This window comes from Actinomadura macra NBRC 14102, from assembly GCF_001552215.1.
In the GTDB taxonomy this organism is placed as follows: Bacteria; Actinomycetota; Actinomycetes; order Streptosporangiales; family Streptosporangiaceae; genus Spirillospora; species Spirillospora macra.
Window position 1 is genome coordinate 82,943 of record NZ_BCQT01000001.1, and the last position, 20,124, is coordinate 103,066.

At 72.5% G+C, this 20,124-nt stretch carries 14 protein-coding genes and 1 riboswitch; of the genes, 8 read left to right on the forward strand and 6 right to left on the reverse strand.

Annotation, left to right across the window (positions count from 1 at the left end):
- Positions 1-56 precede the first annotated feature (56 nt).
- A complete protein-coding gene (locus AMA02S_RS00365; RefSeq protein WP_067449781.1) occupies positions 57-884 on the forward strand; it encodes an alpha/beta fold hydrolase in 828 nt (275 codons plus the stop codon).
- Here the strand turns inward: AMA02S_RS00365 and AMA02S_RS44860 are convergent.
- The 3 genes from AMA02S_RS44860 to AMA02S_RS00375 form a co-directional block, all read right to left on the reverse strand.
- A complete protein-coding gene (locus AMA02S_RS44860) occupies positions 810-1,274 on the reverse strand; it encodes an SAM-dependent methyltransferase (protein ID WP_084264370.1) in 465 nt (154 codons plus the stop codon). The two genes, AMA02S_RS00365 and AMA02S_RS44860, sit on opposite strands and share 75 nt — an antisense overlap.
- 339 nt (positions 1,275-1,613) lie before the next feature.
- Entirely contained in the window at positions 1,614-2,621 is a 1,008-nt protein-coding gene (locus AMA02S_RS00370; RefSeq protein ID WP_157430282.1) for a CU044_5270 family protein, read from the reverse strand.
- A 5-nt stretch (positions 2,622-2,626) separates the two neighbouring features.
- A complete protein-coding gene (locus AMA02S_RS00375) occupies positions 2,627-3,235 on the reverse strand; it encodes an RNA polymerase sigma factor (RefSeq protein WP_084264371.1) in 609 nt (202 codons plus the stop codon).
- Positions 3,236-3,794: 559 nt separating this feature from the next.
- Positions 3,795-3,942: riboswitch (cyclic di-AMP (ydaO/yuaA leader) on the forward strand.
- Between the two features lie 8 nt (positions 3,943-3,950).
- On the opposite strand from AMA02S_RS00375, the gene AMA02S_RS00380 reads away from it, so the two are divergent.
- Positions 3,951-4,706: an NlpC/P60 family protein gene (locus AMA02S_RS00380; protein ID WP_067449784.1), complete on the forward strand. Its 756-nt coding sequence runs from the start codon at positions 3,951-3,953 to the stop codon at positions 4,704-4,706.
- An 86-nt stretch (positions 4,707-4,792) separates the two neighbouring features.
- Here AMA02S_RS00380 and AMA02S_RS00385 read toward each other — a convergent pair whose 3' ends face one another.
- Positions 4,793-5,386 carry a TetR/AcrR family transcriptional regulator gene (locus AMA02S_RS00385; RefSeq protein ID WP_067449787.1) on the reverse strand — a complete coding sequence of 198 codons (594 nt, stop codon included), beginning with the start codon at positions 5,384-5,386 and terminating at the stop codon, positions 4,793-4,795.
- A 120-nt stretch (positions 5,387-5,506) separates the two neighbouring features.
- On the opposite strand from AMA02S_RS00385, the gene AMA02S_RS00390 reads away from it, so the two are divergent.
- Positions 5,507-7,255 carry an ABC transporter ATP-binding protein/permease gene (locus tag AMA02S_RS00390; protein ID WP_084264372.1) on the forward strand — a complete coding sequence of 583 codons (1,749 nt, stop codon included), beginning with the start codon at positions 5,507-5,509 and terminating at the stop codon, positions 7,253-7,255.
- A gap of 86 nt (positions 7,256-7,341) precedes the next feature.
- Positions 7,342-9,042: a thiol reductant ABC exporter subunit CydC gene (cydC, locus tag AMA02S_RS00395; protein ID WP_169806749.1), complete on the forward strand. Its 1,701-nt coding sequence runs from the start codon at positions 7,342-7,344 to the stop codon at positions 9,040-9,042.
- Positions 9,043-9,094: 52 nt separating this feature from the next.
- Here cydC and AMA02S_RS00400 read toward each other — a convergent pair whose 3' ends face one another.
- Positions 9,095-9,778: a response regulator gene (locus AMA02S_RS00400; RefSeq protein WP_067449791.1), complete on the reverse strand. Its 684-nt coding sequence runs from the start codon at positions 9,776-9,778 to the stop codon at positions 9,095-9,097.
- Complete coding sequence (locus AMA02S_RS00405; protein WP_067449793.1) at positions 9,775-10,953, reverse strand: sensor histidine kinase; 1,179 nt, start codon at positions 10,951-10,953, stop codon at positions 9,775-9,777. The genes AMA02S_RS00400 and AMA02S_RS00405 overlap by 4 nt, the downstream gene beginning before the upstream one ends.
- A 120-nt stretch (positions 10,954-11,073) precedes the next feature.
- On the opposite strand from AMA02S_RS00405, the gene AMA02S_RS00410 reads away from it, so the two are divergent.
- The 4 genes from AMA02S_RS00410 (at position 11,074) to AMA02S_RS00425 (ending at position 20,121) form a co-directional block, all read left to right on the forward strand.
- On the forward strand, positions 11,074-11,646 hold the full coding sequence (locus tag AMA02S_RS00410) for a hypothetical protein (protein WP_067449795.1): 573 nt from the start codon (positions 11,074-11,076) through the stop codon (positions 11,644-11,646).
- A 137-nt stretch (positions 11,647-11,783) separates the two neighbouring features.
- On the forward strand, positions 11,784-12,023 hold the full coding sequence (locus tag AMA02S_RS00415; protein ID WP_067450115.1) for an MbtH family protein: 240 nt from the start codon (positions 11,784-11,786) through the stop codon (positions 12,021-12,023).
- Between the two features lie 58 nt (positions 12,024-12,081).
- Positions 12,082-13,464 (forward strand): hypothetical protein, encoded by a 1,383-nt coding sequence (locus AMA02S_RS00420; protein WP_067449798.1) that lies wholly within the window; start codon positions 12,082-12,084, stop codon positions 13,462-13,464.
- Between the two features lie 81 nt (positions 13,465-13,545).
- Entirely contained in the window at positions 13,546-20,121 is a 6,576-nt protein-coding gene (locus AMA02S_RS00425; RefSeq protein WP_067449799.1) for a non-ribosomal peptide synthetase, read from the forward strand.
- Positions 20,122-20,124: the final 3 nt, after the last annotated feature.

A 20,124-nucleotide genomic window follows, 5' to 3' on the forward strand; every position in this document is an offset into this window, starting at 1 on the left:
CGGTGAGGAGGCGCCCCGGGTGGGGGCGCCGTTCCATCGTCATCTGGGGGCATCCGATGGGTTTCGTCAAGACGCGCGACGGCGTCGAGATCTACTACAAGGACTGGGGTCGCGGGCAGCCGGTGGTGTTCATCCACGGGTGGCCGCTCAATGCCGACGCGTGGGACGACCAACTGAAGGCGGTCGCCGACGCCGGTTACCGCGCCATCGCGCACGACAGGCGCGGGCACGGAAGGTCCGGCCAGCCGTGGGACGGCTACGACTTCGACAACTTCGCCGACGACCTCAACGACCTCATCGAGGCCCTCGGGTTGTGGGACGTGGTGCTGGTGGCGCACTCGATGGGCGGCGGGGAACTGGCCCGCTACATCGGGCGGCACGGGACGAGCCGGGTGTCCAAGGCGGTGCTGCTGTCGGCGATCCCGCCCCTGATGCTCCAGACGGACACCAATCCGGAGGGTGTGCCGGCGCAGGTGTTCGAGGACATCAAGAAAAGCATCCTGAACGAGCGCTCGCAGTTCTGGAGGGAGAGCTCCGAGGGGTTCTTCAGCGCCAACCGGCCGGACACCAAGGCCACCCAGGGGAACCGGGACGCGTTCTGGTTCATGGCGATGCACGAGAGCATCAAGGCGGGCGTGGACTGCGTCACCGCCTTCGCGGAGACCGATTTCCACGAGGACCTGCGCCGGTTCGACATCCCGACGCTGATCGTGCACGGCGACGACGACCAGATCGTCCCGATCGACGCGACGGCCCGCAAGTCGGCCGAGATCATCCCTGACGCCACCCTGAAGGTCTACGAGGGCGGGTCACACGGCATCGCGCTCGTCCCCGGCGACAAGGAGCGCTTCAACGCCGACCTGCTCGACTTCCTGGCGAGCTGAGCAGAGCGACCGGCGGCGGCGCGAGGACCGCCGCCGGGCAGGGTTCGCGTATCGCCAGGAGTACCGCTCCACGGCACGGCCGGTGGCGTCAGGGGATGATCGCCCAGGCTGGGCCGTGGGTCTCCTTGACGTCCACCTGGATGAGGGACGCGGCCTCAGGGTCGATGGCACCCGGGCCAGTAACCGTCCCATGATCCGGCTGGCTTCCGCGTCGTCCATGATGTGCCAGAAGACTCCCAGCATCGTGATCGCGACCGGACGTGACAGTTCCGGCGTCTCCTGCGCCCGGTCGAGAATGTGGTCCGGTTCGTGCATGTCGGCGTCCACATACGCCGTCCGTCCTTCCGGGGTGCTGGTCAGGAGGGCACGCGCGTGCGCCAGAACGAGCAGGCCACCAAGGGAAAGTCACGCGGGGGCCCGGCGGCCGCTGACAGCCTAGTCGCAAATCTCACGAATGGTGAGTTGTTCCAGTTCGCCTTCCAATATGTGGCGATACGGTCAGGACTAGCGAGGTAGAGCGTACCGTCAATACCGCATCAGCCGCACCAGCAGGCCAGGATGCGCTTATTGGGATAAGAATTGCGCAGAAATTCACGTCCCTCCCAGCAGGCACTGGACCGGGCGGCGCCACGGCAATGCCACCCGTCCGCCAAATTGCCCACCGGGAATCTCCGATGAGGCGCGGCGACGCTTCCGGGGGCAGGGAGCAACCCCCGGAAGCGTGGCTTTCTAGCGCTGGCCTGGGCGATCAACGATCTTGACGGTGAGATAGGCGTGCCAACTGAGCAGAGTCCCCGCCCTGGCGACCGCGTTCGGGTCGGCGGGCTCGCCCGTGACGGGGATGTCGCGGGCCGCCTCGGTACCCGTGCCGAGGTAGCGGTAGGTGGCGGGGTCGATGATGGCGCTGGTCCGCTCACCGTGCCCGTCCACGTAGGCGAAGGCGTCGCCCACGCGCCCGACCTGGTCGCGCACGTGCCGGCGCAGCCGCACGCCAGGGATCTTGGGCAGGGCCCGGTAGACCGCTGCCTGGAGCCGGGGCGGGATGGGGTTCTGGAGCATCTCGTTCAGCATGCTGAAGACGTCCCCAGGCCCGGTCTTCCCGATCTGGTCGCGATAGTGGAAGGCGTAGAGCGTGCGCAGCAGAGCGTCGGGATCCGCTGGCAGGGTGTGGTAGTTGCGCATGGTGTACTTCGGTGGCCCGCCGACCCAGCGGCGGATGACCTTCGGTGAGTCGTTCTTCCCGGGGTTGTCCTTGATCACGTCGACGACGAGGCGGCCGGTCCGGGACGAGACGTAGGCGTAGCCGCGGCCGTCGATCCGCTCCCAGTGCTCGCCGGGTTCCGTGCGCGAGCGATCGACACCCTTCCACCAGGTGTTCATGTCGAACCCGCCCGCCATGGCGGTCTTGGTGTAGACCCACTGGTCGGGCCTCGGCGGCGCGTAGGACCGTCCCTCGACGGCCTTGGCGGCCCTCGCCCCGAACTGTGCGGCCTCGGCGGCGGGCGGGCCGTCGCCGTCCAGGCCCTGGAGCAGGGGGATCCCGGCCGCGGCGGTGGCGGTCAGCGCGCTCGCGAGTCCCACCCGGAGCACGAGCCGCCGGCCAGGACGTGACGGAGCGGGTTCGGTCTCCCCCGTCGAGGCCAGAGTCCTGAGCCGGTCGCGGACGGCGTCCTCCTGTTCGGCGGACATCGGCGCCATTCCGCTCCGGAATTCCTTGATCGCGTTCAGGTCGTCCATCACCTTCACCTCTGCTCCTCGTCCTTCCTGGTCTCCAGATCCGCTTCGGCCAGCGCCGTGCGCACCTTGCGCCGCGCCCGGTGCAGCCGCGAGCGCACCGTGCCGATGCGCAGGCCGAGCGCGTCGGCGACCTGCTCGTAGGTCAGGTCGCCCCAGGCGACCAGCAGCAGGACGTCCCGGTCCCCTCGCGAGAGGCGTCCGAGCGCGCCCGCCAGCAGTTGTTCCTGCTCCTGGGCGGCGACGCGTTCGAGCACGGCGTCGTCGATCGGCTCGGCCAGCGGGTCCTGGCCGGTGCGCTGGAGCGCCTGGTAATAGCGCTCCTCGGTCCGCCGGTGGCGGGCGATCAGATTCGTGGCGATGCCGTACAGCCAGGGCCGTGCCAGCGGACGCGTCCGGTCATAGGAGTGGCGGCGGCGGAAGGCCGCGGCGAACGTCTCGGACACGATGTCCTCGGCCGCCTGGGCGCCCAGGCGGCGCGCCGCGTAGTCGTGGATCCGATGGCCGTGCCGGTCGAAGAGCACCGAGAACCACTCGGGCTCGTCGAGCGACAGCCAGATCAGCCCGGCGTCGTCCAGCTCCTGCGCCCGCTCCGGGTCGATCATGGCGGCCGTCATGGGGACAACCCGCGTCGATGCATTGCGTGCCCCTTCTCAGTCGGGAGGTCTGTGCGCACTGGTTGTCTCCCGGATCGATCGAAAGAGTTCGCGGCTCGGCTCCATGGTGGGCGCGTTTCCCTCCAGCCCGGGCGCCTGGCGGGGCGCCCGGGACATGGCAGCCGCGCTGAGCTGCGGTGTTGTTGATTTTGGGAGAGTTTGCCTTCCTTTGACGTTCGGAGTAGCTTGTCGCACACCAAAGCGCTCGCCAGGCGTTTTGTCACACCGTGTCCAAGCGGACACGATCGCCCCACATGACGCCGTCAGGTGGGGACGGCGGCGCGATCCACGCGTCGTCCTGCGATGTCCTGCCGCGCGGGTCCTCTGCCTGAGACCCGATCGTCAGCCCGACCATGCGCACGCAATGGCGTGCTGGTGCTGAGAGAAGCCGGGACCGAATCGCAGCAGCCCCTTCACGGGGCGCCGTACACGTCAGGCTGCCCGGGCATCGACGCCCCGGAGCCTAAAACCTGTTCACACCCCTCCGTGGACGCTCGCCCCCGGGCGTCCACCCGCCTAGTCCGCCATGCCGCCGTGCCCCCACGACGGCTCGCGGAGCCGGGGACCCACCCAGCAATCCGGGGTGAATCGGCCTGCCCTCAGGCCGTAGGGCGACTTCCACGCCCGAACCCGTCAGCTAACCCGGTAGGCGGCCTGGAAGCCAAGGAGTTTTCCCTTGCAAGGCAAGCAGAACAAGAACCGTGGTCCTCTCGGCCCCCGTACGATCGGCGTCGTGGCCGCCCTCGCCTTCTTCGGCGTGGCCGGGACCGCCGCGCAGGCGACGGTCTTCTCGTCCGACTCCGACTCCGGCAAGTCCGTCGCCGCCGTCGAGTCGTTTCCCCCGAAGCAGACGTCCGACCGGCCCAAGGCGGACCACTCGGACAAGAGGACGGGCGACTCACACAGGAAGACGGGCGACTCGCGCAGCAAGACCGGCGACTCGCGCAGCAAGACCGGCGACTCGCGTGCGAAGACCGACGCCCCCGACAGGACGACGAGCGACTCCAGCAGGAAGAAGCCGGACGCCCGTTCCGCCATCATCGCCCGGGCCAAGACCTGGGACCCGCACACCGGTGACCGGGTGCCCTACAGCCAGACCAGCTACCACAACGGGTACCGCACCGACTGCTCGGGTTTCGTGTCCATGGCACTGGGACTGCCCAAGCCCGGGGAGAACACCGTCGGCCTCACCTCGTCGCGGTACACCGAGCGCATCACGATGTCCGAGCTGAAGAAGGGCGACCTCGTCATGGACGCGCTCGGAACCAACACCACACGGCACGTCGTCATCTTCGAGAAGTGGGCCAACAGCGAGCACACGGCCTACTGGGCGTACGAGCAGCGCGGCAGGTACGGCACCGACTACCGGACGCGCGACTACGGCCTGTCCTCGGGCAGCGAGTACAAGGCGTACCGCCCGAAGAACCTCTAGTCCACCGAAGCGGTGAGTGACGCCCGGCCGGGCACGTCCCGGCCGGGCGTTTCGCTTGTGCGAGCCGCGGGGCGGCGGGCGTCCGTTCAGCCGGTGGGAGGTCCGAGGAGTACGCGGCAGAGGCGGCGCATCTCCTCGATGACGCGTTCCTGAAGGTCGGCGTCACCGGTGTGGATGAGGTGGTCGGCGGCGCCGTGCAGCGCCTGGAACAGGACGATGGCCGTCGCGGCGGGGTCGGGGACGGCGAACCCGCCCTCTTCCATGAGCCGGACGAGCGACTCGACGGGGAGGGGCTCAGCGGCCTCGGCGGGAACCGGCTCGGGGGCGCCACCGCGGGCCGGCTCGCGATGGCGGAAGACGACGTCGTGCAGGCGGTGGTCGCCCACGTAGTCCTCCAGCCCGGTGACCACCCATGCCTCGATGCGGGCGACCGGGTCGCCGGCGCGGGCGGCCGCCGCGTCCTGGCGGGCGACGAAGGCGGCGACGTAGCGGTCGCGCAGCGCGTCGAGCACCTCGTCCTTGGAGCGGAAGTACAGGTAGAAGGTGCCCTTGGAGATGCCGGCACCCGCGGTCACCTGGTCGACCGTCACCCCGTCGATGCCCCGCTCCAGCGCGAGCTTCTCGGCCGCGTCCAGGATGTCGGCGCGCCGCTCCTCGACGGGCTTGTCTCGTGGACGCAACCCTCACCCTCCGTCGTCACCTGAATCTTTGTTAGGTAATCCTAAGCCGGGCCTTGCCAGCCGCGGCCTCTCATGATTATCGTTCCCCCATTAATGACCGGCAGTCATTAACTCGAAGAGGTGAGGGACGAGATGGTGCTGCTCAACCGCCGGCTGCTCGGGCTGGCGTGGACCGTACGCGGCCACATCGCGGCGGCCACCCTGCTCGGCCTCCTGGTCACGGCCACGCGGGTGGTGCAGGCGCTCGCGCTCGCGCACGTCGTGGTCGCCGCCGTCGACGGACGGACGTCAGCCACCGGATACCTCTGGCTCGGCGGGGCCATCGCCGTGCGCGCGGCGGCGCTGTGGCTGGCCGAGGTCGCGGCGGACCGGACGGCCGCGGCCACCAAGGAACGGTTGCGCGTGCGCCTCTACCGGCACCTCCTCACGCTCGGGCCCGGGCACCTGATGCTGACCCGCAGCGGCGAGATCAGATCGACGCTGGTCGAGGGCGTGGAGGCGATGGAGCCCTACTTCGGCCGCTACCTGCCCGCGCTGGTCAACGCGCTGGCCGGGCCGCTGACCGTGCTGGTGATCCTGCTCGCGGTCGACCCGTGGCTCGCCCTGATCGTGCTCGCCGGCGGGCTGCTCGCGATCCTCGGCACGCTGGGCTGGCAGGCGGCGTTCGCCGACAGCAGCGACGACGTGTGGGCCGCGATCGGCGAGACGGACGCGGAGTTCGTCGACACCGTCCAGGGCCTGCCCACGCTCAAGGCGTTCGACGCCACCGCCCGCCGCCGCGTCCTGGTCGCCGAGAGCGCGCAGCGGCTGCGGAAGGTGTGCATGGACCAGCTCCGCTACAGCCTGATGCAGCTCGGCGTGCACAGGATCGCCACGCTCGGCGCGGGCGCCGCCGCGACCATCTACGTCGCCTACCGCTTCACCCGCGGTGACGTCGGAGCCGCCGACCTGATCAGCGTCGTGTTCCTGGTACCCGAGGTGTTCCGTCCACTGGACGACCTCGGCCGGCACGCGCACGACGGCATGGCGGCGGTCAGCGCGTCCAAGGGCATCGGCGAGTTGCTCACCGCGCCGTCCCCCGCACCGGAGCCGAAGGGGCCGGCCGATGCCCGGCCGCCGGAGCCGGGCATCGCCTTCGAGGACGTGACCTTCAGCTATCCCGGACGGGACCGTCCCGCCCTGCGCTCGGTGTCGTTCACGGTGCGGCCGGGCGAGACGGTGGCGGTCGTCGGCGAGTCCGGTGCGGGCAAGAGCACCCTGACGGCGCTGCTGCTGAGGTTCCTCGACCCCGCCGACGGGACGATCCGGCTCGGCGGCCGGGATCTGCGCACGATTCCCGCCGAGGTGCTCAGGAGCATGATCGGGCTCGTCCCGCAGGACACCTACCTGTTCCACGGCACGGTGGAGGAGAACATCGCGTTCGGCGCCCCGGGCTCCGAGCGCGGGGACAGCCCCGAACGCGTCCGCGCCGCCGCCCGCGCGGCCGGGCTGACCGGTCTCGGCGGGCTGGAGCTGGAGGTGTCCGCGGGCGAGCGCGGCCAGCAGCTGTCCGGCGGCCAGCGGCAGCGCGTCGCACTGGCGAGGGCCCTGCTCAAGGACGCCCCCGTCCTCGTGCTCGACGAGGCGACGTCCGCGGTGGACGCCGCCACCGAGGCCGCCATCCAGGAGACCCTGCGGACCGCCACCCGGGACCGGACCACGCTGGTGATCGCGCACCGCCTGTCCACCGTCCGGGACGCCGACCGGATCATCGTGCTGGACGGCGGCACGGTCGTGGAGACCGGGACCCACGACGAACTGCGCCGCGGCGGCGGCGCCTACGCGCGGCTCATCGCCGCGCAGGAGGAGATGACGGGGGTCACGCGATGACGCACGCCACGGAAACACACACAACGGAAACACGCGGCGCCGATAGCGCGCGGCACCCGCGCCCGCTGCGCGGTCTCCTCCCCTACATGCTCGAAGATCCGGTCGCGTTCACCCTGGTCGTCACGTCGGGGATCGCGTTCTCCGCGCTGCTCATCACCACGTCCGTCCTCGGCGCATGGCTCGTCGGCGCGGTCCTGACCGGCCGGACGTTCGGGGACGAGGTCCCGGTCGTCTGGACGCTCGCCGTGTGCGCCGTCCTCACCGGCGTCGCCACCTGGTGGCAGTCCTACATCAGCCACGACTGGGCGTTCCGGATCCTGGCCGGGCTGCGCGTCAGGCTCTACGACGGGCTGGAGCGCGCCACGCCCGGCAGGATCCTCGGCAAGCGGACCGGGGATCTCACCGCCTCCGCCATGGCGGACGTGGAGAAGACCGAGATGTTCTTCGCGCACACCGCCGGCGACTATCTCGGCGCGGTGCTGGTCTCGCTCGCCTCACTCGGGGTGATCGCCGCGCTGGACTGGCGGACGGCGCTGGTCGCGCTTGCACTCATGATCCTGGTCGCCGTCGTCCCGTTCACGCTGGCCGGACGTGCCGCGGCGCAGGGCCGGGCGATGCGCCGCGAGCTCGGCACCCTGAACGCCGAGGCGCTGGACGGCGTGCAGGGACTACGGGAGCTGGTGACGTTCGGGCGCGGGGACTGGTACCTGGCACGGCTGGTCGGCCGGACCCGCGCGACCGCGGCGCACGGCGCGGCGTACGCGCGCCGGTCCGGCCTCGAACAGGCGGCCACCGACCTGCTGCTGGCGCTCGGCGTCATCCTGGTGCCGCTCACCGCCGCGCACCAGGTCCGGACGGGCGACCTGGACCCGCGCTGGCTGCCCGCGCTGATCGTGCTGGCGCTGGCGTCCCTCCGCCCGATCGCCACGGTGTCGGCGACCGCGCGGACGCTCGGCGAGGTCCGCGCCGCCGCCGCGCGCGTCCTGGCGATCATCGGTTATCCCGCCCAGGTCACCGACGACGCGGCCGAGGCCCCGGACATCGTGGCGGCCGACGTGCGTTTCGAGGACGTCCGCTTCCGCTACGACGGTGCCGGCCCCGACGTGCTCGACGGGGTGGACCTGCACGTCCGTCCCGGCGAGACCGTCGCGCTCGTCGGCCGGTCGGGGGCGGGAAAGACCACGTGCGCGAACCTGCTCCTGCGGTTCTGGGACGTGGCGTCCGGGCGGGTGCTGATCGGCGGGCACGACGTCCGGGACCTGCCGCTGTCGGCGCTGCGCGCGGCGGTGACGCTCGTCCCGCAGGAGGTGTACCTGTTCAACCTGTCGGTGCGCGAGAACATCCGGCTCGCCCGCCCGCGGGCGAGCGACGCCGAGGTCGAGGCGGCGGCGCGCGATGCGATAGCGCACGACTTCATCGCCGCTCTGCCGCAGGGCTACGACACGCCCTGCGGGGAGCGCGGGGCGCAGCTGTCGGGCGGGCAGCGGCAGCGCATCGCGATCGCCCGCGCGCTGATCAACAACGCGCCGGTCATCGTGCTGGACGAGGCGGTCTCCAGCCTGGACACCGAGAACGAGAAGGCCGTGCAGGAGGCCGTCGCGTCCGCCCGGACCGGGCACACGATGATCACGATCGCGCACCGGCTCTCCACCATCCGGGCCGCCGACCGGGTGATCCTCCTGGACGGCGGCCGCGCCGCCGACACGGGCACGCACGACGAACTGCTGGCCCGCAGCGACGGTTACCGCGACCTGATGGCGGCGCAGACCGCCGGCCGGCCCAGGTGACCGGTCGCCCCGGGTGACCGGCCGGCGCGCCGCTCGCCGGGCGCGCCGGCCGTCACGCGTCCTGGGCGGTGGTGTGGCCGTTGTCCCAGGCCCACGCGGCGATGCCCACGCGGTTGCGGGTCCCGAGCTTGGCCTGGATGGCGGCGATGTAGTTCTTGACGGTGCCGTGCGACAGATGGAGCTCGCCGGCGATCTCGGTGTTGGTCCGGCCGGCGGCGATCAGCGCCACGATGCCGGTCTCGCGCCGCGTCAGCGCCGCCGGCGGCAGGGACGGCGGGGTCGCCGCGGTCGCCTCGGGCCGGCGCGGCGCCGGGCGCGCGAGGTGGCGCAGCAGCCGCACGGTGATCTGCGGGCTGATCAGGGCGTCCCCGGCGACCGCGGCGCGGACGGCCTCGACCAGCAGCGCCGGGGTGGAGCGCTTGAGCAGGAAGCCGCAGGCTCCGTTGCGGAGTGCGGCGTCGACGTACTCGTCCAGGTCGAACGTCGTCACCACCACCACGCGGAGCGGATCCGGGACACCGGGCCCCGCCAGGGCCCGGGTCACCTCCAGGCCGTCGAGGACGGGCATCCTGATGTCGGCGAGCACGACGTCGGGACGGTGCCGGCGCGCCAGCTCGACGGCGCTGCCGCCGTCCGCGGCCTCGGCGACCACCCGCAGGTCGGGCTGGGACTCCAGGATGAGGCGGAACGCGCCGCGGATCTCCTCCTGGTCGTCGGCGATCAGGATGTCGATCATCGTGTGATGTCTCCGTTCTCCGGCGGCAGGACGGCTCTGACCTGCCAGCCGCCGCCATGCGGTCCCGCGGTCAGCTCGCCGCCGAGGGCCCGCACGCGTTCGGCGAGCCCCGGCAGGCCCGTCCCGCCCCGCCGGCGGGCGCGCGGCGCGGGGGCGGACCGGTCGCCGGAGTCGTTGGTGACGACGACCTCCAGCGCGCCGCCGGACATGCGTCCGACGCCGACGTCGACCGTGCCGGCCGCGGGTGCGTGCCGGCGCACGTTGGTCAACGCCTCCACGACGACGCGGTACACGGTCGCGGCCTGTGCCCGCGACGCGTCCAGGCCGGGAGCGAGGGCGAGCCGCACCGTGGCCGGGCCGGCGTCGCCGTAGCGTTCGGCCAGCGCCGGCAGGTCGTCCAGGCCGGGCTGCGGGGACCGCCCTGCGGCCCGGTCCCCGTCCGGGCGCAGGGCGTCCACGGCCTGGTCCATCGAGGCCAGGGCGCGCTGGCCGGCCCGCTCGACGCGGGCGAACAGCTCGGCGGCGCGTTCGGGGTCGCGAGCGGCGACCAGCTGGCCCGCCTGGGCCTGGGCGACGATCGCGCTCACGTCGTGGGCGACGAAGTCGTGCAGGTCCTGGGCCAGCTCCAGGCGCTGGGCGCGGCGGGCGCCGGCCACCGCGCGGGCCCGCCGGAGCTCCAGGAGGCGCAGGTACGTCCCGAGGGCGACCGCCGCGACCGTTCCGGCCGAGAAGATCGCGCAGGCGATCGCCGCCGCGACCGCGGTGACGTCGGTACTCGCCATGATCAGCCTCAGCACGAGCGCGACGACGGCGGCACCGCACGCGACGACGAGCGCGCTCGCCCGGCGCGCCGGCGCCCACCGGGCCACACCCCCGGCCGCCACCATCAGCGCCGCCATCTCCACGTACCCGAAGACCTGGCCCGACTCCGGGACGTCGGCGGAGCCCGAACGCGGGTAGGCCGCGCTGGCGGCGATCGAGACGGCGGCGGCCACGCTCCCGCTCCACACCCACCACGGGTGCGGGGCCGGACGCGCGTTCAGGACCGCCGCGGCCACCGCCGCCGCGGCCGGTACGGTCACGATCGCGCCGAACGCCGGGGAGGCGGCGAGCCCGGCCAGCACCGTGCCCCCCGCGACCGCGACCGGCCACGACCGCCCCTGCTCTGCTCGCATGGCCCGAGCCTAAGGCGCCGGGCAGTGCCGGCAACGGTGCCGGATGGCACCTTTCGCGCCGGCCGTTCCAGGACGATCGGCATCTGGGCGTCCCCCTCCCCGGGTACCGACTCTTGACCCATGTCGATCACATCACGCCACTCGGCGTCCTCGTCCCACGTACCGACCGCCCCCCGCTGGGCCCGCTGGACGGCGCACGCCTCAGCGCTGGCGCCCCTTCCCTCCGGGCTGTGGCGCATCGCCATGGCGGTCGGAGTCCCGGTCGGCTTCGACCACGCCTGGCTCCGGGAGGCCCAGATGCCCGGACGCGGATCGGTGTGGCCGATCCTCCTGAGCCTGCTGACGGAGGGCTGCGCCCTGCTGGCGCTCGGGCTCGTCCGGCCGTGGGGCGAGCGGGTGCCCGGCTGGATCCCCTTCGCCGGAGGCAGGAGGGTCGCCCCGTATGCGGCCCTGGTCCCGGCCTGGTTCGCCACCGCGATCCTGACGGGCTTCGGCGTCGCGTTCGCCATCAAGATCACCCGAGTGCTCGGCGGGTACGAGTCCGACCCGTCCTTCCCCGAGGGGGCGGCGGCCTGGGTCATGAGCGCCACCTACGTGCCGATGCTGGCCTGGGGGCCGCTGCTCGGCCTGGCGACCCTCGCCTACCAGCGCCGGCGGCGGGCCGCGGCGGCGCATTCCGCCCCGCCGAGTTGACGTTATCGGCGGCGTTAACGATCAGTTATCGACCGTCGCTAAGCTCGGCGACAGTGAAATGAAAAAGTGGGCGAATATGCAGGCGCCCCGTTTTTTCAGCTGGGATCGAGCTACCCAAAAGGCAAGGGGGTGTGGGTGTGAGCACCAATCCATTCGACGACGAAGAGGGCCGGTTCCTCGTTCTGGTGAACGCGGAGGACCAGCATTCGCTGTGGCCGTTCTTCGCCGACGTGCCGGCCGGCTGGCAGGCCGTGTTCGGCCCGGAGAACCGTCAGGACTGCCTGGGATACATCGAGGAGAACTGGACTGACCTGCGGCCCAGAAGCCTGCGGGAGTCCATGGCCGCCGGCGCAGGTGGCGCCGGCGGCACGGCGTAGCCGAACCGAGCAGAAGTCGAGTACTCGCTACATTCCCTGACTGGGCTGGAGAGAACTCTTGTCTACTGAGCTGAGCACCGAGCAAGAGCCGGCGCGCAACCAGCGCGGCGTCATCGCCGAGCACTATCATTCCCTGCAAAGTCTCAGTGCCATCGAGGCAGCGCGCGAGGCCATGACGGTCGAGCCCGCCACAAAGGAGGCGTTGCTCGTCGGGCTTTACCAGTCCGCCGAAATCGCGCTGCACAATCTCACCGACCTTCTCAACCGGGCCGCCGAGCACCTCGGCAGGCAGGACGTCGACCGCTGCGTGACGCAACTCCACTGGGTGCGCAGTTTTCATCGCGTGCTCGTCCGGCTGAGCGTCGACGCGCTCCGCGTCAGCGACGGCTGGAGCGGTGACGCGCCGCGCTGGCCGGTCGACACGACCCCCGCGTTCACCGAGTTCCTTCCGGCCATGCAGGGCTTCGACAAGGCGCTGTCCCACTTCGTCGAGCAGGGCGGACTCGACGTGCAGGCGACGATCGCCGGGGCGTCCCTCGAAAGCGTCGAGTACGGCATCCTGCACTGCGCCCGCATCGCCAACCACGACGCCCGCGTGTGGAGCGCGAACCTGGCCCGCGCGGCGCATCCGGCGCCCGAGGACGAGATCGACCGGCTCCTCGCCTCCGACCACCTGCGGCACGCCGTCCACGAGCACCGCCTGACCGGCGACACCTACTTCACGCAGTTCCGTGGCCTGCACCAGATCCCCGAGCTCCTCGTCCGGGAGATCAACGACCGGCTCGAGATCGCGACCCGCGCCGCACGCGAGGGTGACGTGGCCCTCGCGGTCGAGATGCTCGACGGCGTCGCCGACCTGTACGCGCCGATCGAGGCGTGCCTGCCGCCGATCGTCGACAACCTCAGCACCTACGACTACCACCAGATCCGGGAGAACCTCGGCCTGACCAGCGGCAGCCACTCGGTCAGCATGCGCTTCCACCTGTTCACCGACCTGTACGAGCAGTTCGCCGAGGCGCTCGGGAGGCTCCAGGAGTCCGGCGAGGAGCACGCGCTCCTGCCGCGGCTGCGCCGCCACGCCTCCGACCTGCGCGTCTTCATCTTCGCCTGGCGTGACATGCACCTGCACCTGCCCCGCAACAACCTGGGCGGGCAGGAGACCAAGTCGCTCACCGGCTCCCCGGACGCGGTCCGCACCGTCCGCAAGATGCGGGACAACGCGGTGACGTCCGACCCGCTGACGCGGGTCGCCAACCGCAACCACCCGACGAGCACCAGCGGCCCGCTCGCGGGCTACCTCGACGGGCCCGGCTCGTCCGACACCCTGCTGCTCAACGTGACCGGCAGGGCGACGCAGGAGAACTTCCGCGACGTGCAGGAGCGGCTGAACTTCTTCTCGCAGCGCACGCCGTTCTCCCGGCCGCCGCGCCGCGTCGTCTAGCGGCCCCGCCCGACCACCCCACCCGACTCCGGCGTCGATCCGCTGCGGGCGGACGTGCCGGTCCCGCTGGAAGGAGCACCGATGAGCGGGCAGCAGGAGACCGCCGGGTCAGTACCCGAGACGTCGATCGCCGAGTTGTTCGACCGCCAGGTCATCGCGCGGCCGGACGGGATCGCCGTCCTTCCCGGCGGAGTGTCCGGCGCGGAGCCGCTGACCTACCGGGAGCTCGACGCCCGCGCCAACCGGCTGGCGCGGGTCCTGGCCGCACGCGGTGTGGGGCCGGAGTCGGTGGTGGGGGTGGCACTGCCGCGGACGCCGGAGGCGGTGGTCGCGGTACTGGCGGTGGTCAAGGCCGGTGGCGCCTACCTGCCGGTGGACGCCGCCTACCCGGCGGACCGGATCGCGTTCATGGTGGCGGACTCGGGGGCGCGCCTGGTGATCGGTGACAAGGGGACGGCGGAGCGGCTACCGGAGCTCGCGGTGCCGGTGCTGCGCGTCGACGACCCCGAGGTCATCCGGGCGATGGCCGCCGCCGACCCCGCGCCGGTGAAGGACGCGGACCGGGTGTCCCCGCTGTCGGTGGGCAACACCGCCTACGTCATCTACACCTCCGGTTCGACCGGCCATCCGAAGGCCGTCGCGGTCGCCCATTCGGGTCTGGCCGCCCTGCTGGCCACCCAGGTGGAACGGTTGGACGTGACGCCCGAGAGCCGGGTGCTCCAGTTCGCCTCGCCCAGCTTCGACGCCTCCGTCTGGGAGATGGCCACGGCGTTGCTGACCGGCGCGACCCTGGTGGTGGCCGACCGTGACGCCCTGGCACCCGGCACACCGCTGGTGGAGACCATCGCGGCATCCGGGGTGACCCATGTCCTGCTGCCCCCACCAGTACTGGCGACCCTGCCCCCCGGGTCACTGCCCAGCGTGACGTCCCTGGTGGTCGGCGGCGACGCCACCTCCGGCGAACTCGCGGCCGCCTGGGCGCCGGGACGACGGATGATCAATGCCTACGGCCCCACCGAGACGACCGTCATCGCCTCGATGAGCGGACCACTGACCGGCGACGGCACCCCACCCCCCATCGGACGGGCGATCACCGACGCCCGGGTCTACGTGCTGGACCACGCGCTCCGGCCCGTGCCCGCGGGCGTGCCCGGCGAGTTGTACGTGGCCGGACCGGGACTGGCCCGGGGTTACCTGCGCCGGCACGGGTGGACGGCCACCCGGTTCGTCGCGTGTCCGTTCGGCCGTCCGGGCGAGCGGATGTACCGCACGGGCGACGTGGTGGTCGCCACGCCGGACGGCGAGTTGCTGTTCCGGGGACGCGCGGACGACCAGGTCAAGATCCGCGGGTTCCGGATCGAGCCCGGCGAGGTCGAAGCCGCGCTGGAATCCCACCCGGGAGTGGCGCAGGCCGTCGTGCTGGCCCGGGAGACCCCGGCGGGTCCGCGGCTGGTGGGTTACGTCGTCCCGCGCGAGAGCACCGGCGGCGGCCCGGGCCGGACCGTCCGGGACGGTGAGATCGACCTGTCGTCCGGTGTCATGGCGGCGGACGTGCGTGCGCACGCCGCGCGACGCCTCCCGGACTACATGGTGCCGTCGGCGGTGATGTCGCTGGACCGGCTGCCGCTCACGGCGAGCGGGAAGGTGGACCGGGCGGCCCTGCCCGACCCGGTGTTCACCCGGGACGCCTACCGGGCGCCGCGGACTCCGGAGGAGGCGGTCCTGGCGGAGGCGTTCGGCGCGTTGCTCGGCGTCGACCGGATGGGCATCGACGATGACTTCTTCGCGCTGGGCCTGGACAGCATCCAGTCGATCCAGGTGGTGACCAGGGCCCGCGCTCAGGACGTGGACGTGAGCCCCCGGCAGATCTTCGAATACCGGACCGTGGCGAAACTGGCCGAGGCCGCGGTGGCGAACCGCCGGGACGGCGGGCGTCCGCGCCTCGCGGAACTCGACGGCGGCGGCGTCGGCTGGATGCCGCTGCCGCCGGCGGCGGAGTGGCTCCTCACCGGCGGGCCCGGCTTCGGCGAGTTCCTCCAGGCCATGGTGCTGGAGCTGCCCGAAGGCGTCGACCGGGCCGGGCTGATCGCGACGCTGGACGCGGTGGTGGACCGCCACGACGTCCTCCGGTCCCGGCTGGTGCGGGAGGACGGTCCCGGCCTGCGGGTCGATCCACCGGGCTCGGTGGACGTGAAGGCGCTGACCCGCCGGATCGGGTGCGAGGGGCGGTGGGACGGGGAGGACTGGCGCCGGCTGGTGGCGCGCGAGCTGGACGCGGCGGCCCTGCGGCTCGCTCCGGCGGCGGGCGTGATGGCCCAGTTCGTGTGGTTCGACCCGGTGGCCGCGTCCGGCGCCGGGCAGGCCGGTCCTCCCGGCCGGCTGCTGGTGGCGCTGCACCGGCTGGTGGTCGACGCGGCGTCCTGGTGGATCCTCGCCCGCGACCTCGCGGAGGCATGGGCCAGGGTGCGCGCGGGAGAGGAGCCCTCGCCGGCACCGGTGCCCACCTCGATGCGGCGCTGGGCGCACGCCCTCGCGGACGAGGCGTCGCGGCCCGAGCGGGTCGCGGAGCTGCCGTTCTGGCGGTCGACCGTGGACGGGCCGGACCCGCTGCTCGGAACCCGGCGGCTGGATCCGGACGTGGACGCGTCCTCCACCGTCGAGAAGGTGACGGTCCGGTTGCCGGTGCCGGAGACCGAGGCGGTGCTCGCCCGGGTGCCGGCGGCCTTCCACGGCGAGGCCCGCGACGTTCTGCTGGCCGGGCTGGCGCTGGCGGTGGCGGAGTGGCGCCGCAGGCGGGGCGTCTATGAGCCGTCGACGCTGGTACGGCTGTCGGGCGACGGCCGCGCGGAGGGCGCGGTGCCGGGCGCCGACGTGTCCCGCACCGTCGGCGGGTTCACCAGCGTGTTCCCCGTCCGCCTGGACCTGACCGGGATCGACCTCGACGAGGCGTTCGCGGGCGGCCCGGCCGCCGGGGCGGTGATCAAGGCGGTCAAGGAGCGGCTGCGTGCCGTCCCGGACGAGGGGATCGGCTACGGGCTGCTGCGGTACCTGAACCCGGACACGGCGCCGGTGCTGCGCGACCACCCGATCGGCCAGATCGGCTTCACCTACGTGGGGCGGTTCTCCGATGTGGACTCGGGCCTGGGCATCGGGCGGGACGCGGGCATGCCCGTGCCGTCCGAGCTGGACATCGAGGCCACGGTCACCGACACGGCCGACGGGCCCAGGCTGGACGCCGTGTTCGCCGCTCCGGCGGGTGTGCTCGGCTCCACCGAGGTACGTGAGCTCGCCGATCTGTGGCCGGCCGCCCTCCGAGCACTGGCCGCGCACGCCGCCCGGCCGGGCGCCGGCGGGATGACGCCCTCCGACGTGCCGTTGCTGCCGGTCGGGCAGGACGAGATCGAGACCTGGGAGCAGCGCTACCCCGGGCTGGTGGACGTCTGGCCGCTGACGCCCTTGCAGTCGGGGCTGCTGTTCCACACGATGGCGAACGAGTCCGCGTTCGACCCGTACCGCGTGCAGTGCGTGCTGCATCTGAGCGGACCGGTGGACCCGGCGCGGCTGCGCGCGGCGGCGCAGGCCCTGCTCGACCGCCACGCCGGCCTGCGCACCGCGTTCGTGCCGGGCGCCTCCGGCGAACTCGTCCAGCTGGTGCTGGACAAGATCCCGCTGCCCTGGCGGGACGTCGATCTGGGCGGCCTCGGCGAAGCGGGCCGCGAAGCCGCCTTCGAACGCCTCCTCGCCGATGACCTGGCCGTCCCGCTGGACCTGGCCGCGCCGCCGCTGCTCCGGTTCACCCTGGTCACAATGGGTTCCGAGCGGTCGGAGCTGGTGCTCACCGCCCACCACGCGGTGTTCGACGGCTGGTCGCTGCCGCTGCTGGCGAAGGACCTGCTCCGGCTCTACAAGACCGGCGGCGACGCGGCGGCGCTACCGCCCGCGCGCGACTACCGCGAATTCCTCACCTGGCTGTCCCGGCAGGACGGGGACGAGTCGGCGCGAGCGTGGGCCCTGGACCTCGACGGGCTGGACGAGCCGGCGACGCTCGCGCCCGATGGCCCGTCCGCCTCGCAGACCTCGCGGACTTCGTCCACCTCGTCCACCTCGAACGAGGGCGGTGCCGAGGACGGTGTCGGGCAGGTGCCCGTGCCGCTGTCCGCGCAGGAGGCCGCGGAGCTGGCCCATCGCGCCGCCGAGCTGGGCGTCACGCTGAACACCGTCGTCCAGGGCGCGTGGGCGATCTTGTGCGGGCGGCTGACCGGGCGCCGGGACGTCGTCTTCGGCGCGACGGTGTCGGGCCGCCCGCCCGCGGTGCCCGGCGTGGACGAGATGGTGGGGATGTTCCTCAACGCCGTCCCCGTACGGGTGCGGTGGGCGCCGGAGGACTCGCTCGCCCACATGCTGACCGAGTTGCAGGGCCGGCAGGCCGCGCTGCTGGACCACCACCACGTCGGGCTGACCGACGTCCAGCGGCTGACCGGGCTGCGGAGCCTGTTCGACACCTGTGTCGCGTTCGAGTCCTTCCCGGTGGACCGGGCCGGACTCGCCGAGACGAGCGAGGCGGCCGGGATCGGCTGTACCGGCATCGGCCTGGTCACCACGACCCACTACCCCCTGACCGTGATGGCGATGGCCGACGCGGATTCCCGCCTACGGCTGACCCTCCAGTACCAGCGGAACGCGTTCGACGAGGAGACGGCCACGGCGATCTCGGCCCGTTTCGGGCTGGTCCTTCGTCAGCTGGCCGCGGATCCCACCCGCCGCGCGGGCTCCGTCGAGGTGCTGGACCCCGCCGAACGCGACCACCTGCTGCGCGAGCTCAACGACACCGCCGTCGCCACGCCTGACATCACCATCCCCGTACTGTTCACGAGCCAGGCGACCGCCACCCCCGACGCGGTCGCGGTCGTGTCGGACGAGGAGTCGCTGACGTACCGGGAGCTCGATTCCCGGTCCGACCGGCTCGCGCGCGCCCTGGCCCGGCGCGGTGTGGGGCCGGAGTCGGTGGTGGCGGTGGCGCTGCCGCCGTCGGCCGAGCTGGTGGCGGTGCTGCTCGCGGTGCTGAAGGCCGGCGGCGCGTACCTGCCGGTGGATCCCGGCTACCCGGCCGAACGGATCGCGTTCATGCTCGGGGACACCCGCCCGGCCGTCCTGGTGACCAGCGTGGACTTCGCGGCGCGGCTGCCGGACGTGGACTGCCCGAGCGTGCTGGTCGGCGAGCTGGACGCCGCGTCCGGCGAAACGGAACCGGGCCGCGCTCCGGATCTCGCGGTGGGCTCGGACCCGCAGAGGCGACCGGACCGGCTGGCCTACGTCATCTACACCTCCGGCTCGACCGGGGTGCCGAAGGGCGTCGGGGTGACCCACCGGGCCGTCGTGGACCTGGCCCTCGACCGGCGGTGGCGCGGCGGCGCCCACGAGCGGGTGCTGCTGCACTCGCCGCTGATGTTCGACGCATCCGTCTGGGAGCTGTGGATCCCGCTGCTGGGCGGCGGCCGGGTCGCGGTGGCCGGGCCCGCGGCCCTCGATCCCGGTACGCTCGCCGCGTACGTGACCGAGCACGCGCTGACCTCGATCTTCCTGACCACCGCGTTGTTCAACCTCCTCGTCCAGGAGGACGCCACGTGCCTGGCGGGGTTGCGGGAAGTGTGGACCGGTGGCGAGCGCTCCTCGTCCCCGTCGTTCCAACGCGCGCTCGACACCTGCCCGGACACGGCGTTCGTGCACGTGTACGGCCCGACGGAGACGACGGTGTACGCCACCAGCCACCCGCTGCCGGCCCGGGAGGCGGTCGGTGAGAACGTCCCCATCGGGCTCCCCATGGACAACACCGGCGCCTACGTGCTGGACGGGGCGTTGCGTCCCGTACCGGCCGGTGTCGCCGGTGAGCTGTACCTCGCGGGCTCCGGGCTCGCACGGGGATACGTGCGTCGGCCGGGCCTGACCGCCGCACGCTTCGTCGCGTGCCCGTTCGGGCCGCCCGGCGCGCGGATGTACCGCACCGGGGACCTGGTGCGCTGGAGCGCGTCCGGGCGGCTGGAGTATCTGGGCCGGAGCGACGCCCAGGTGAAGATCCGCGGCTTCCGGATCGAGCCGGGCGAGATCGAGGCGGTGCTGGCGGAGCATCCGGCGGTGGCGCAGGCGGCCGTGATCGCCCGCGACGGCCACGACGCCGCCGCGAGCAAGCAGCTCGTCGGCTACGTCGTCCCCGCCGGACGGGACGCGGCGGCGCCCGGCGAGCTCCGCGGCCATCTGTCGAAGCGGCTCCCGGACTTCATGGTGCCGGCGGCGTTCGTGACGCTCGACCGGTTGCCGCTGACGCCGGGCGGCAAGCTCGACCGGGCCGCCCTGCCCGACCCCGAGTTCGCCGGGAACGGCTACCGGGCGCCGCGGACGCGGCGGGAGAAGGCGCTCTGCCGGCTGTACGCCGATGTGCTCGGGCTGGAGCGGGTCGGCGTCGACGACAATTTCTTCGACCTCGGCGGGCATTCGCTGCTCGCGACCCGGTTGTCCAGCCGCATTCGCGCCGCCCTCGGGCTCGACGTTCCCGTCGGGACGATCCTCAAGTTCCCCCGTGTCTCGGAACTGGCCCTCGAAGTGGACGACTTCGCCGAATCCAGCAGGCCGCGCCTGCGCAAGATGATGGTCAAGGAGTAGAGG

Coding starts and splice junctions, on each gene's coding strand:
- AMA02S_RS00365 (WP_067449781.1), top strand. CDS start 57: ATGGGTTTCGTCAAGACGCGCGACGGCGTCGAGATCTACTACAAGGAC.
- AMA02S_RS00370 (WP_157430282.1), bottom strand. CDS start 2,621: ATGGACGACCTGAACGCGATCAAGGAATTCCGGAGCGGAATGGCGCCG.
- AMA02S_RS00375 (WP_084264371.1), bottom strand. CDS start 3,235: ATGACGGCCGCCATGATCGACCCGGAGCGGGCGCAGGAGCTGGACGAC.
- cydC (WP_169806749.1), top strand. CDS start 7,342: ATGCTCGAAGATCCGGTCGCGTTCACCCTGGTCGTCACGTCGGGGATC.
- AMA02S_RS00400 (WP_067449791.1), bottom strand. CDS start 9,778: ATGATCGACATCCTGATCGCCGACGACCAGGAGGAGATCCGCGGCGCG.
- AMA02S_RS00405 (WP_067449793.1), bottom strand. CDS start 10,953: ATGCGAGCAGAGCAGGGGCGGTCGTGGCCGGTCGCGGTCGCGGGGGGC.
- AMA02S_RS00410 (WP_067449795.1), top strand. CDS start 11,074: ATGTCGATCACATCACGCCACTCGGCGTCCTCGTCCCACGTACCGACC.
- AMA02S_RS00425 (WP_067449799.1), top strand. CDS start 13,546: ATGAGCGGGCAGCAGGAGACCGCCGGGTCAGTACCCGAGACGTCGATC.